General features: G+C 43.5%; 12 protein-coding genes. All 12 read left to right on the top strand.

The features are described 5' to 3' along the window. The first annotated feature begins 96 nt into the window (after window positions 1-96). The 12 genes from N1I80_RS16300 to codY all read left to right on the top strand — a co-directional run bounded on the left by N1I80_RS16300 (window position 97) and on the right by codY (window position 14248). Window positions 97-888 (top strand): ribonuclease HII, encoded by a 792-nt coding sequence (locus N1I80_RS16300; protein WP_340738897.1) that lies wholly within the window; start codon window positions 97-99, stop codon window positions 886-888. Continuing rightward, window positions 885-2843: a hypothetical protein gene (locus N1I80_RS16295; RefSeq protein ID WP_340738896.1), complete on the top strand. Its 1959-nt coding sequence runs from the start codon at window positions 885-887 to the stop codon at window positions 2841-2843. The genes N1I80_RS16300 and N1I80_RS16295 overlap by 4 nt, the downstream gene beginning before the upstream one ends. Further along, entirely contained in the window at window positions 2840-3136 is a 297-nt protein-coding gene (locus N1I80_RS16290) for an EscU/YscU/HrcU family type III secretion system export apparatus switch protein (protein ID WP_340738895.1), read from the top strand. Before N1I80_RS16295 ends, N1I80_RS16290 begins: the two co-directional genes overlap by 4 nt. A gap of 115 nt (window positions 3137-3251) precedes the next feature. Then, on the top strand, window positions 3252-4412 hold the full coding sequence (gene sucC / locus N1I80_RS16285) for an ADP-forming succinate--CoA ligase subunit beta (RefSeq protein WP_340738894.1): 1161 nt from the start codon (window positions 3252-3254) through the stop codon (window positions 4410-4412). Between the two features lie 18 nt (window positions 4413-4430). Continuing rightward, entirely contained in the window at window positions 4431-5333 is a 903-nt protein-coding gene (gene sucD / locus N1I80_RS16280; protein ID WP_318615442.1) for a succinate--CoA ligase subunit alpha, read from the top strand. 91 nt (window positions 5334-5424) lie between these two features. Then, window positions 5425-6312 carry a DNA-processing protein DprA gene (gene dprA, locus N1I80_RS16275; RefSeq protein ID WP_340738893.1) on the top strand — a complete coding sequence of 296 codons (888 nt, stop codon included), beginning with the start codon at window positions 5425-5427 and terminating at the stop codon, window positions 6310-6312. Window positions 6313-6620: 308 nt separating this feature from the next. Next, entirely contained in the window at window positions 6621-8696 is a 2076-nt protein-coding gene (topA, locus tag N1I80_RS16270; protein WP_340738892.1) for a type I DNA topoisomerase, read from the top strand. A gap of 169 nt (window positions 8697-8865) precedes the next feature. Beyond that, window positions 8866-10176 carry an FADH(2)-oxidizing methylenetetrahydrofolate--tRNA-(uracil(54)-C(5))-methyltransferase TrmFO gene (gene trmFO, locus N1I80_RS16265; protein ID WP_340738891.1) on the top strand — a complete coding sequence of 437 codons (1311 nt, stop codon included), beginning with the start codon at window positions 8866-8868 and terminating at the stop codon, window positions 10174-10176. Between the two features lie 353 nt (window positions 10177-10529). Beyond that, on the top strand, window positions 10530-11429 hold the full coding sequence (xerC, locus tag N1I80_RS16260) for a tyrosine recombinase XerC (RefSeq protein WP_340738890.1): 900 nt from the start codon (window positions 10530-10532) through the stop codon (window positions 11427-11429). 12 nt (window positions 11430-11441) lie between these two features. Further along, window positions 11442-11984 carry an ATP-dependent protease subunit HslV gene (hslV, locus tag N1I80_RS16255; RefSeq protein ID WP_340738889.1) on the top strand — a complete coding sequence of 181 codons (543 nt, stop codon included), beginning with the start codon at window positions 11442-11444 and terminating at the stop codon, window positions 11982-11984. After that, window positions 11981-13384 (top strand): ATP-dependent protease ATPase subunit HslU, encoded by a 1404-nt coding sequence (hslU, locus tag N1I80_RS16250; RefSeq protein ID WP_340738888.1) that lies wholly within the window; start codon window positions 11981-11983, stop codon window positions 13382-13384. The genes hslV and hslU overlap by 4 nt, the downstream gene beginning before the upstream one ends. Window positions 13385-13471: 87 nt before the next feature. Further along, window positions 13472-14248, top strand: a complete 777-nt coding sequence (gene codY / locus N1I80_RS16245) for a GTP-sensing pleiotropic transcriptional regulator CodY (protein WP_340738887.1) — start codon at window positions 13472-13474, stop codon at window positions 14246-14248. Window positions 14249-14559: the final 311 nt, after the last annotated feature.

Genomic DNA, 14559 nt, shown 5'->3' with positions numbered 1-14559 from the left:
GTATCGGCTTTTCTTATTATCCTGAATATATGGGTAGAAACAAGCTGTGAATAGCCGATATATGTAGTAGAGTAACAGGAAATCGAGTTGCGGAAGGTGAGCACACTGCTAACAATTAAAGAGATTGTGGAAATGTTACGGACGGCGGAAGAGCCTGCACCGTGGATAGAGGAACTCGCGCATGATTCGAGGGCTGGCGTAAAAAATGCATTGGCTCGATGGCAACGCCAATATCACAAAAAAGAAATGATTATGCAAGAGCATGTGGCTAAAATAGCGTTTGACGAGTCGTTTGCGCCGTTTCAGGGAGCTAAGGTCGCTGGGGTCGATGAGGCGGGGAGAGGCCCGTTAGCGGGTCCTGTAGTAACCGCTGTCGTTGTGTTGCCGAAGGAAGTGCCGGAATTAGTTGGACTTGATGATTCGAAGACTATCTCAAAGGCGGAACGGCGACGGCTTGCTGCACTAATCCGCAACGTCGCAATTGCCTATTCGACACATATCCAATCAGCCCGTCGCATTGATGAATTGAATATTTACGCAGCGACAAGGGAGTCCATGGAACAGGCGGTAAAAGCACTTGCTGTACGTCCGGACTTTGTCATTGTGGATGCGATGGCACTTCGCATAGATTATCCGACAGAATCAGTTATCAAAGGCGACGCAAAGAGTTTAGCAGTCGCGGCTGCCTCCATTATCGCAAAAACTACAAGAGATGCGATTATGGACCAGCTACATACTGATTTTCCTGAATATCATTTTGAAAAAAACGCAGGTTATGGAACTGCAGAACATGTTAAAGCCTTACAAATATATGGGCCGTGCGAACACCACCGTACAACCTTTGAACCAGTTAAGTCAATGATAGCAGAAGGGAGGACGAGGCAATGAGCTTTCCAACGATGACGCCTATAACGAATCCGGTAACGACAGCTGCCGCCCAAACTAAACCACTAGTTATGAATGAAGGGCAGATGTTCCACGGGCAGATTAAGCAACTTTTCCCGGGACAAATGGCGGAAGTTCAAATTGGTAACCAAAAGCTAATCGCTAAACTGGAAGTTCCCATGAAAGCCGGCGATTCTTATTACTTTCAAGTGAAGGCAGTGGAGCCGGAACTACAATTGAAAATCATATCGGGGCCTACGCAGACGGCTGAAGGGCAAGCTCCTAAATTAGGTGGCCTTATGGACGCGATGCAATTGCCTAAGACACCGGAAATGCAAGCCCTACTTGCATTTGTCATGAAAAATAAAATTCCGATGACTAGGGAGAACTTGCTCGCAGCAGAAGCTATGCTAAAAGGTGTGCCAGCCGCCGCTCAGAATGAGGCGCTTGCTTCCATCCAAAAGATGGTTGAACTGAAATTACCTTTAACCGAAACAGTTTTCCGTTCACTCTTAGGTGTTGAAACGAAAGAGGGGTTACACACCGTTCTGACATCGCTCAAAACGGCATTGCTGGCAGACTCGACTGCTTCCTTACAAGGGAAAGATGCTATCCTAGCTGCGCTTGATAAGATGGCTAAACCATTGATGCAGGCGACTGGGGGGGCACTTCTTGGTCAATCGTTATTGACGCTACTCAATAGTGCGGAGAGCCCAGAAACTCGATTTTCTACATTGCAAATGTTGAAGAGTGCAGGAATCTTACCGCCCCAAACTTCGCTTGCTAATTTGCAGCAAGTGCTGACCTCCTTGTTGACAAATAATAGTGGCGGGCCTCAAGTTCCAGTGGATGTTCAGGCAAATAAGGTGAGTATCCAAACACCACAGGTGCTTCCGCAGCCCATGCAAGAAATGACAGCTGTGCTAAAACAGATGAGCAATATGTCTCCAACGCAAATAAAAGCCCCGATTGAGGCCTTAAAAGTAATTCTTGCGGCGGAACCAACAATGAACGCAGTGCAGAAATCCGAACTCATGGCCATTCTTGATCGACCTATGGGCTCGCTTCCAGCTGCTGACACAGCGACAAAGTTAGTCCAAGAATTCAGTCAGGCGCTCATTCGTGTAACAGCTGAGAACGTAGTTACTGCACCGCTTCGTATGGATACGATGTCCCAAGGTGCTAAAGAACAATTACTCACGTTACTTGGCCAGCAATTGCCGCAGCAAGGGACTGAAAAGTTAGCGCCACTTGTCCAAGCAGCGGAACGTTCCGACAATGTTGCCATCCAAAAAGCATTACAAATAGCTGAAGCAGCAGTTGCCTCGGCAGTCGATGGTAAAGCGGTAAAAGAGGCATTACAAACGGTTATCCGGTCATTTGGTCTCAATTATGAGGCGAGCCTCCTTGGGAAAGATGCTGATGTTGGGCGTCTTGCGGAAACGTTAAAGCCACAGTTGTTAGCATTAATGCAGGACCTGACCGTATCACCAGCATTGCGAGAAGCGGCAGAAACTGTTGTCATGAGGATGAATGGACCTCTTCTCCAATCGGGAGAAAATGGCGTTCAGCACCAGCTTGTTATGCAAGTGCCACTGGAGTTTTTCGGCAAGCGCATCGATGCGACATTGGAGTGGAATGGCCGCATGAAAGAAGATGGGAAAATTGACCCCGATTTCGCACGAATTCTGTTTTATCTTGATCTTGGATCCATTGAAAAGACGGTCATTGATATGCAGGTTCAGAACCGGGTCATTACGGTGACGATTTTTAATGCCGATGAGACGCTCAAAACAGTAGGGGCCCCTCTTCAGCAGAAGTTGAAAGAAGGACTAGATGAAGCGGGCTACAAACTATCGGCTGTCTTTTTCAAGAACTTTGTCGAAGAAGAAAAGAATTTGTCGAAAAAGAAACAGAATATAGCGGCTGATGGACAAGGAGTTGATTTCCGGATATGACCATGGAGAGGCACGTCCGAAAAGAGGCGGTTGCACTTTCTTATGACCCGAATTCGGCCAGTGCACCGAAAGTAGTAGCGACTGGAAAAGGGAAAATCGCCGAAAATATTGTAGAAAAAGCAAAAGCGCATGCTATACCGATTCAGGAAGACCCAAGTCTTGTCGAAATTTTAGGGCAATTGAATATCAATGAATCCATACCAGAAGAGTTATATAAAGCAGTATCTGAGGTTTTTGCATACATTTACCAAGTAGATCGCGAGCATGGATTGAAAAAGAAAAAAAATCTTTGACATTATGCAACAAATCGCCAGATTCGACATTCAGTTGTGGACATTGTTTGACATGTTTACTACAATGGTTAAGGCAAGTAAATTATGAGATACAAGTTCGATTGGAGGATGTAAGATGAATATCCATGAATATCAAGGTAAACAGTTACTAAGAGAATATGGTGTAGCTGTTTCTAACGGCCTTGTTGCTTTCTCTCCTGAAGAGGCAGTTAAAGCGGCAAAAGAGCTAGGTACGGACGTCATCGTTGTCAAAGCACAAATCCACGCGGGTGGTCGTGGTAAAGCGGGCGGCGTTAAGATTGCTAAAAATCTTGACGAAGTGCGTGCTTATGCAAAAGAATTGATCGGTAAAACGCTTGTAACGCACCAAACAGGTCCGGAAGGTAAAGAAGTGAAACGTCTTCTTATCGAAGAAGGTTCTGACATTAAGAAAGAATACTATCTTGGACTTGTCCTGGACAGTGGTACAAGCCGTGTCACACTAATGGGTTCTGAAGAAGGCGGAATGGACATCGAGGAGGTTGCAGAAGCAACACCTGAAAAGATTTTCAAAGAAGTCATTGACCCAGTAGTAGGATTGACTGGATTCCAAGCACGCCGCATGGCATTCAACATGAATATTCCTTCGCATCTTGTGAACAAAGCAGCAAAATTCATGCTTGGATTGTATCAAGTATTCGTTGAAAAAGATGCATCTATCGTTGAAATTAACCCGTTAGTTGTAACAGGTGGAGACGACGTACTTGCACTTGATGCGAAATTTAACTTTGATGACAGCGCACTTTACCGTCACAAAGACATCCAAGAACTTCGTGACTTCGATGAAGAGGATCCAAAAGAAATCGAAGCATCAAAGCATGACCTAAGCTATATTTCACTAGACGGTAGCGTCGGTTGTATGGTTAACGGTGCGGGTCTTGCAATGGCTACAATGGATACAATCAACTACTTCGGTGGTTCACCTGCTAACTTCCTTGACGTTGGTGGTAGTGCAACAGCTGAAAAAGTGACAGAAGCATTCAAAATCATCCTTTCAGATCCAAATGTTAAAGGAATCTTTGTTAACATTTTCGGTGGTATCATGAAGTGTGACGTTATCGCTGAAGGTGTTATCACTGCATCAAAAGAAGTAGGTCTTCAAGTGCCATTAGTTGTTCGTTTGGAAGGTACAAACGTCGACAAAGGTAAAGCACTATTGAAAGAATCAGGCTTGAACATCATTGCTGCTGATACAATGGCAGACGGTGCTAAAAAGATTGTTGAACTCGTAGGTTAAGAAAGGCAGGGACAAACGATGAGTATTTTTATTAACAAAGATACAAAAGTTATCGTACAAGGAATTACAGGTGCTACAGCACTTTTCCATACACAACAAATGCTTGAATACGGCACGAAAATCGTCGGTGGAGTTACGCCAGGTAAAGGTGGAACTGAAGCGGCGGGCGTACCTGTTTTCAACACGGTTGAAGAAGCTGTTAAAGCAACAGGTGCAAACGTTTCTGTTATCTATGTACCAGCTCCATTTGCAGCAGATGCAATTTTGGAAGCGGTAGATGCAAATCTTGATATGACTATCTGTATTACAGAGCATATCCCAGTTCTAGACATGGTAAAAGTTAAGCGTTATATGGAAGGCAAGAAAACACGTCTTGTCGGCCCGAACTGCCCAGGCGTTATCACGGCAGACGAATGTAAAATTGGTATCATGCCTGGTTACATTCATACAAAAGGTCATGTTGGGGTCGTTTCACGTTCAGGTACATTGACGTATGAAGCTACTCACCAATTGAGCCAAGCAGGAATCGGTCAAACGACTGCTGTAGGTATCGGTGGAGACCCAGTAAATGGGACTAACTTTATCGATGTATTGAAAGCATTCAACGAAGACCCTGAAACGTATGCAGTTGTGATGATCGGTGAAATCGGTGGAACTGGTGAAGAAGAAGCTGCTGAATGGATCAAAGCAAACATGACGAAGCCTGTCGTTGGCTTTATCGGTGGACAAACAGCTCCTGAAGGAAAACGTATGGGCCACGCTGGCGCTATCATTTCTGGTGGTAAAGGGACAGCTGCTGAAAAAATCAAAGCACTTAACGCTGCTGGCGTTGAAGTTGCAGACACGCCATCTGTTATCGGCGAAACACTTATTAAAGTAATTAAAGAAAAAGGTCTGTACGAAAAGTGTAAAACACATTAATATAAAGATGCAGCGTGTAGGTCTATGCGCTGCATCTTTTATATATATGAAGTAGGGATGAACTGTAATACCTACCCGAAGGAGGAGTTTAATGGAACTGACAGATGTAGAAAAACGCCTACTAGCGCTCCATTATGTATTTCCGGTGCCGCTGAACAGATTGAACCGACTTTACGAGACCGACCCCACTCTCGAAAAGTTATACACGTACCGGCCCAAAGAGTTAGTTGACTTACTTGGTATTTCGCTAACAAAGGCTATACAAATGAAAGAAAATTTACAACAAAACAGCACGACTCCGTATGAAAAATTATATGAACAACATGCCATTACCCCAATCCCGTTCTCACACCCCCACTACCCTGACCAGTTACGCGTACTCATTGATCCACCGGCCGTCCTGTATACGAAAGGTAATCATCAAGTATTGACCACCCCACTAAAAATTGCCATCATTGGCTCTAGAAAGGCGACTGCATATTCAAAGCAGGCGATGTCACTTATTGTACCTCCACTTGTAGCCAATGACGTTGCCGTTGTTTCTGGATTAGCAAAGGGGGCAGATACAATGGCACATGAAGCTGCCATTGCATTTGGTGGCAAAACGATTGCTGTCCTTGGTCATGGATTATTTCATTTATATCCAAAAGAAAATCGTTTGCTTGCCGAAGAGATGGCAAAGCATCAGCTATTGCTGACGGAATATCCACCTTACGTGAAACCTGAGCGTTGGACATTTCCGATGCGGAATCGAATTATTAGCGGCTTGTCTACTGCAGTCGTTGTAACAGAAGCGGCAGATAAGAGCGGTACGATGAGTACAGTCGAACATGCACTCGATCATGGCAAAGACATTTTTACAGTTCCAGGACCTATTACTTCTGCCTTATCTGTTGGCCCCAATAAACTGCTAGATGAGGGGGCAAAGCCGGTTTGGAACGGTTTTCAAATCGTTGAAACACTCGTTTTTAATGGTTAAAAAATTGTCTTCTTATTGAAAAGGTTGCTTTATTCTCAAATCTGTTATACATTTTGCAACAGATATTCTTTTATCTTCGTTCAGCGGAAAATCCGCTGAACGAAGATAAAGCCTCCGGCGGTTGTCACAGATTTTTTAGGATGCTTTAGGAAGGCAGACTAAGTGCGTGACGTCCTGAAAAGTGCCTTAATTTCTGCAAAGAACGCAGAAATTAAGGCAAATCGAACCCTTCGCTGTTCGATTCGCAATTACGCCGAGGTATAATTGATAGAATAAATACGGAACCTCTTTAAGGAGGCACACAAATAATGGCAGATTACTTAGTAATCGTGGAATCCCCTGCAAAGGCGAAAACGATAGAACGTTATCTTGGGAAAAAATATAAAGTGCGTGCATCACTCGGTCATTTGCGCGATCTTCCGCGCAGTCAGATGGGTGTCGATACTGAAAATAATTACGAACCGAAGTATATTACCATTCGCGGCAAAGGTCCAATTCTCCAAGACTTAAAAAAAGAAGCAAAAAAATCAAAAAAAATCTTTCTCGCGGCTGACCCCGACAGAGAAGGGGAAGCGATTGCGTGGCATTTAGCACATCAGCTTGGCGTGGACATCGAATCGGATTGCCGTGTCGTGTTCAATGAAATAACGAAAGAAGCGATTAAAGAGTCATTTAAAAATCCGAGACCTATCGATATGGACTTGGTTGATGCCCAACAGGCGCGTCGTATACTGGATAGACTCGTAGGCTACAATATTAGCCCGATTTTGTGGAAGAAAGTTAAGAAAGGCCTTTCTGCTGGTCGTGTCCAATCCGTTGCTCTCCGACTCATCATTGATCGGGAAAATGAAATTCAAACATTTGTCCCAGAAGAATACTGGAGCATCACTAGCCAATTCAAAAAAGGCAACAAGGAATTTGAAGCGGTATTTTACGGTGATATAAAGAAAAAAGTGAAGTTGGTCAATAAGGAACAGGTTGATGCAATTCTTAGTCAATTAGACAAAGATGAGTTTGAAATTGCGAACGTTGTGAAAAAAGAGCGTAAACGTAATCCGGCATTACCATTTACCACATCGTCCTTACAACAAGAAGCTGCCCGTAAATTGAACTTCCGAGCAAGGAAGACAATGATGTTGGCCCAGCAGCTTTACGAAGGGATCAACCTTGGGAAAGAGGGCAACGTCGGTCTCATCACTTACATGAGAACGGACTCAACGCGAATTGCTGATAGTGCAAAAGAAGAAGCACAATCATTTATTGAAACGATGTATGGCAAAGAATTCATTACGACAACGAAGTCAGTAAAGAAAGAGTCCACAAAAACGCAGGATGCACATGAAGCAGTACGACCGACATCTGTCATGCGACCACCCGCTGCTATGAAAACGGTATTATCGCGTGATCAACTACGTCTTTATAAACTGATTTGGGAACGATTCGTTGCCAGTCAAATGGCGCCAGCAATCCTGGATACGGTTACAGTCGATCTTGTGAACAATGATGTTCGCTTTAGAGCGAACGGTTCACAAGTTAAATTCCAAGGTTTTATGAAAGTGTATGTGGAAGGCGATGACGATAAGGAAGAAGAAAAGGATCGCATCCTGCCGCCTCTAGAAGAAGGCGAGCGTTTGCCTTATAGCGATATCGATCCGAAACAGCACTTTACACAACCGCCACCACGATACTCGGAGGCAAGATTAGTTAAAACATTGGAAGAGCTAGGCATAGGTCGGCCTTCAACATTTGCGCCAACACTTGATACTATTCAAAAACGTGGTTATGTCACATTGGATGCGAAACGCTTTATTCCGACGGAGCTTGGTGAAATTGTCCATCTGGCAGTGAATCAGTATTTCCCTGATATCATTGACGTAGAATTTACGGCGCAAATGGAAAAAGGGCTTGATAATGTCGAGGAAGGCAACATCAAATGGGTTGAAGTAATTGATAATTTTTACCAGGACTTTGAGAAGCATGTGCAAGTGGCTGATGCTGAGATGGAGAAAATTGAAATTAAAGACGAACCCGCAGGTGAAGATTGTGAAAAATGTGGCTTGCCAATGGTATTTAAGCTGGGACGTTACGGCAAGTTCATGGCATGTTCTGGTTTCCCGGATTGCCGCAATACAAAAGCGATTATTAAACCGATTGGCGTAACTTGTCCGACTTGTAAAGAAGGTCAAGTGGTCGAACGGAAAAGCAAGACAAAACGAATTTTTTATGGCTGTGATCGCTACCCAGAGTGTGAGTATGTATCATGGGATAAGCCGGTTGCCAGACCATGTCCAAAATGTGAACATACACTTGTTGAGAAGAAATTGAAAAAAGGCGTCCAAATTCAATGTACGGAATGTGACTATAAAGAAGATACGCAACAATAAAGAAAAGCGGAAGCGTCTGTTCAGCCCCGACAAGTAGGAGGGATGAAGTTCGATCCCTCCCTACTGGAAGGCTTGAAGAAAAAGGCGTCCTTTGCCTTTATCAGCAAGACTGAAGCGACTTAGGCGCTGGAGCTGGATCATAAAGGGATTGGAGAAGGAAGGTAATAGAATGACACCCGTCGTAAATGTAATAGGTGCAGGACTTGCTGGGAGTGAGGCTGCATGGCAGATTGCTAATCGTGGAGTAAATGTTCGTTTATATGAAATGAGACCTGTGAAACAGACGCCGGCACATCACACGGGCAAATTTGCTGAATTGGTGTGCAGTAACTCGTTGCGTGCTAACAATTTAACGAATGCGGTTGGCGTAATTAAAGAAGAGATGAGAAAACTGGATTCACTCATTATACGTGCAGCAGATGCCTGTGCAGTCCCTGCTGGGGGAGCTTTGGCGGTTGACCGTCATGAATTCGCGGGCAATGTTACGGACACGATTCGCAATCATCCACTTATCGAAATTGTCAATGAGGAAGTGACGGAGCTTTCTGAAGGGATTACGATTATTGCGACAGGCCCACTCACGTCGCCGGCACTTGCTGAACAAATTCGTAAATTGACAGGGGAAGAGTACCTTTATTTCTACGATGCAGCGGCACCGATTATCGAAAAAGATTCTATTGATATGGACAAGGTTTATTTAAAATCACGTTATGATAAAGGTGAAGCGGCTTATCTGAACTGTCCGATGAATGAGGAGGAATTTGAACGTTTTCATAATGCTCTTGTTGCGGCGGAAGTTGTTCCTTTAAAGGAATTTGAAAAAGAAATTTACTTTGAAGGCTGTATGCCTGTGGAAGTGCTTGCGCAGCGCGGTGAAAAGACTTTGTTATTCGGAGCACTTAAACCGGTCGGCCTAGAGCATCCTGAGACTGGGAAGCGTCCAAAAGCGGTCGTTCAACTTCGACAGGATGATGCAGCGGGCACACTATATAATATCGTAGGCTTCCAAACGCATATGAAATGGGGCGCGCAAAAAGAAGTCATTAACCTAATTCCAGGCCTTGAAAATGTTGAAATCGTACGCTACGGAGTGATGCATCGTAATACATTCATCAACTCACCTCGAGTACTCCATGCAACTTATCAGTTAAAAGCAAACTCGAATATTTTCTTTGCTGGACAGATGACAGGTGTTGAGGGCTATGTTGAATCAGCGGGCTCAGGACTGATTGCGGGCATCAATGCAGCTAACTTAGCGTTAGGGAAAGAGCCAATCCTCTTCCCGCATGAAACGGCATTGGGAAGTATGGCAAGATATATTACTGAAGCAGATCCGAAAAATTTCCAACCGATGAACATTAACTTCGGTCTATTCCCGGATCTTGGGGAACGTGTGAAGTCTAAGGTTGAACGGGCAGAAAAACATGCAGAACGAGCACTGAAAGCGATTGTAGAATTTCAACCAACTGCTTTGGCATGAAAATAACTAGACAAACAGAAGAAGTCTAAGGAGAATATCCTGGACTTCTTCTTTGTTTGACGTTAAAATATCAATCGTGCCCTGTGGAATTTTCAGATATGAACAAATTGTGTCAGAAATGCATTCAAATTGTAAGAGGTCAGACATCTTACGGAAAGAAGGTTGCTTCATGATCCTCATATAATGTATAGTGAATCGTGGATGACTTTGGAATTGCTGAATTAGTCGCCATTGTATGGTTATTTAGCAAGATAATACTTCACTGTCATACTCTGGAGAATGTGTTTCACTATTCAAATGACTTGTAATTTTGCTATAATATAAGAGGCTTTTCATTCTGAGGGGTGAAGTGTATGACTCTACAACCATCGAATGTTCGTGATGAGTATATTACGTATGTACGCTTAGAAAAAAACTATTCATCCTATACAGTATTGGAATATGAAAAAGATGTTGATGCATTTCTGGAGTTTCTTGAAGTTGAGGGAATAACAGATTTGAATGACGTGGCATATTCTGAAGCGAGACTTTATGTGACGGGTCTGTATGATAAGGGGTTATCGAGGGCGTCCATTTCTCGGAAGATTTCCTCGATTCGCTCCTTCTTCAAGTTTGCCAATGCCCGCTATGCCATTAATGATATTGCATTCCGATCGCTGCATCATCCGAAAAAGGAAGAACGGCTTCCGGCTTTTTTTTATGAAGAGGAAATGGAATTGTTATTTTCGTCCTGTGAAGGGCAAGATAAGAAGTCCATACGTGATTATGCCCTTCTTGAGTTACTCTACGCAACGGGCATACGGGTTAGTGAACTGCTATCGATTAGAGTGCAGGATATCGATGATCACCTTGGCATTGTACTCGTCATGGGGAAAGGGCGTAAAGAGCGCTATGTGCCATTCGGCAGTTTTGCACAATCTGCACTTGACGCTTACCGGGAAAAAAGCAGACTAGTTTTGATGAAACAGAAAGAGCATGATATGTTATTTGTCAATTTACGTGGCGACCCACTAACCGATAGAGGCGTCCGCCATATACTAAGCAAGATGATGGAGCGAGCATCGCTCCACTCCAAAATCTATCCGCATATGATTCGCCACTCTTTTGCAACTCATCTTCTCGCAGGTGGCGCAGACATGAGGACTGTCCAAGAGCTTCTAGGGCATAGTCATTTATCTTCAACGCAAGTGTATACCCATATTACGAAAGAGCATTTACGGAAAACGTATATGAATACGCATCCGCGAGCATAGGAGGATGATTAGATGGAATTCCATGCAACGACGATTTTTGCCATTCGTCATGAAGGTTCATGCGCCATGTCAGGCGATGGGCAAGTGACGGTAGGAAATGCGGTTGTTATGAAGCGTACGGCGAGAAAAGTACGCAGAATTTTTGGTGGTAAAGTTTTGGCGGGTTTTGCAGGATCGGTAGCTGACGCTTTCACATTGTTTGAATTGTTTGAGGCGAAGCTGACGGAATACAACGGTAATCTTGAGCGGGCTTCTGTTGAACTCGCGAAAGAATGGCGTGGAGATCGGATTCTTCGGAAACTTGAAGCGATGTTACTCGTCATGGATAGTGAACGGTTATTGCTAGTATCGGGAACAGGAGAAGTCATCGAACCGGATGATGGCATTTTAGCAATTGGTTCAGGTGGCAATTATGCGCTTGCGGCTGGGAGAGCTTTGAAAAAGTATAGTGGACATTCACTGACTGCCCCGGAGATAGCAAAAGCGGCACTTGAGACAGCGGCAGAAATATGTGTCTACACGAATGACAACATTATTGTGGAGGTACTCGAATGACTAAAAGACAAGAACTGACACCGAAGGAATTGACTGCGCATCTCGACCGTTATATCATCGGGCAGGATGATGCCAAGCGAGCGGTAGCTGTGGCAATCCGTAATCGATACAGAAGAAGTCTTCTTCCTGATGAAGAGAAAAGTGAAATCATTCCGAAAAACATCCTAATGATTGGCCCGACAGGTGTTGGGAAGACAGAAATCGCAAGACGGATTGCTAAGCTTGTTAACGCACCATTCATTAAGGTGGAAGCGACGAAGTTTACCGAAGTCGGCTATGTAGGGCGTGATGTTGAGTCAATGGTGCGGGACTTGACTGAAGTTGGTGTACGAATTGTTCGTCAAGAGCAGCGCGAAGCTGTGAAGGAACATGCTGTTGTGCTTGCTGAAGAGCGACTTGTTGAACTGCTTGTGCCTGAAAAGAAGAAGATGGGTGGCGGTATGCAAAACCCATTCGAAATGTTATTCGGACAAAAAGCAGAGCAGGAAGAGCCTGATTATGCAGAGGTGGCCGAAGTGAAGCGGAAACGATCTGACATAGCAGCGAGCCTCAAGGCGGGGCAATTGGAAGAGCAAATGGTCACTGTTGAAGTTTCGGCCCAGCAACCATCGATGTTTGACGCTCTACAAGGCTCGGGTATGGAACAGATGGGTGCGAATATGCAGGATGCACTGTCTTCCTTTATGCCGAAAAAGTCAGTCAAACGTAAGATGAAAGTTAAGGATGCTCGTAAAGCGCTCGAGGCGGAAGAGGCTGACAAACTGATTGATCATGATGAAATTGCCAGACGTGCAATCGAATTGACAGAGCAATCGGGGATTATCTTCATCGATGAAATGGACAAAATTGCAAGCCGAAATGGCGGAGGTTCTTCAGCCGATGTCTCGCGAGAGGGCGTTCAACGAGATATTTTACCAATTGTTGAAGGCTCAACGATTACGACGAAGTATGGTGCAGTAAAGACTGATTTTATTTTATTCATTGCAGCGGGCGCTTTTCACACAGCGAAGCCATCTGATATTATTCCAGAGCTTCAAGGTCGGTTTCCGATTCGTGTTGAATTGGAGAAGTTGTCAAAAGATGATTTTGAACGCATTTTAAAAGAGCCGGACTTCTCTCTTGTTCGCCAATATGAGAAGTTATTGGAAACAGAGAATGTCATATTGGACTTTACAGAAGAGGCGATTAGCAGGCTTGCAGAAATTGCATTTGAGGTAAACGATAATACCGAAAATATTGGTGCGAGACGACTTCATACGATTTTAGAGAAATTGCTTGAAGAGCTATCATTTGAGGCAGCAGAAATTGGACCTGCAACGATTAAAATAACACCTGCTTATGTCGATGAAAAGTTGAAAAATATCGCAAAAAACAAAGATTTATCACAATTTATACTGTAATTGAATCGTTTTAGTTTATTTAACGATTGAAAACCTTTAGAATATTCTTTAAATACACAAGCAACTATCCCAAGGAGGAAACAACAAATGTCATTGTTAATTAAAACACGTGAAATTAATGCTATGCTACAAAGATCAGCAGGTAAACCGGTAAACTTCAAAGAAATGGCTGAAAAACTAAGCTCGGTAATCGATTGTAATGCTTTTATCGTGAGTAGAAAAGGTAAATTACTTGGTTTAGAAATTCATCATCAAATTGAAAATGATCGTATGAAAAAGATGTTCGAAGATCGCAAGTTCCCGGAGGAATACACAAACAGATTGTTTGAAGTGAGAGAAACTTCTTCAAACCTAGATGTTGATAGCGTTCATACTGTATTCCCGGTTGAAAATCGTGAATTGTTCAAAGAGGGCTTGACGACAATTGTTCCAATTATCGGTGGTGGAGAGCGTTTAGGTACACTCATTTTGGCAAGATTAAAAGAGGAGTTCCAAGAGGATGATTTGATTCTTGCGGAGTACGGTGCAACAGTTGTAGGAATGGAAATTTTACGTGAGAAATCAGAACAAATTGAAACGGAAGCGCGTAGTAAAGCAGTCGTTCAAATGGCTATCAATTCACTTTCTTATAGTGAACATGAAGCAATTGAGCATATCTTCAATGAGCTTGATGGTAATGAAGGCTTGCTAGTTGCATCTAAAATTGCAGACCGTGTAGGTATTACGCGTTCAGTTATCGTCAATGCGCTACGTAAACTAGAAAGCGCTGGCGTTATTGAGTCACGTTCATTGGGAATGAAAGGTACTTATATCAAAGTATTGAATGGTAAATTCCTTGAGGAACTCGAAAAACAAAAATCATAATCATTTATAATGGGTAATATGACACTTCTTCCGTATTCGGGAAGAAGTGTTTTTGTTTTTTTGAGTGATAGAAAGAAGAAGCTACTAGTCAACAGTTTAGGTCTAATGGGTAAACCGCTGAAATGGATAGAGGGAGTAAAGACCTGTGCAGCTAGTAACCATAGTATATCTATTTAGAAAAAGGTTGTTTTGGACTAAGAGATATTGTCTGTATTTGATAGACAAGATTCGCCAACTTCCGCTACAATAGGGATATGTGTTGAAAAAGGTAGTTTGTAAGGAAATAAATAACAGAGTTTGGATACTCCAAG

It is taken from the genome of Sporosarcina sp. FSL K6-3457 (assembly GCF_038007285.1).
Taxonomy (GTDB): domain Bacteria; phylum Bacillota; class Bacilli; order Bacillales_A; family Planococcaceae; genus Sporosarcina.
This window is presented reverse-complemented; position numbering and strand designations above follow the sequence as displayed.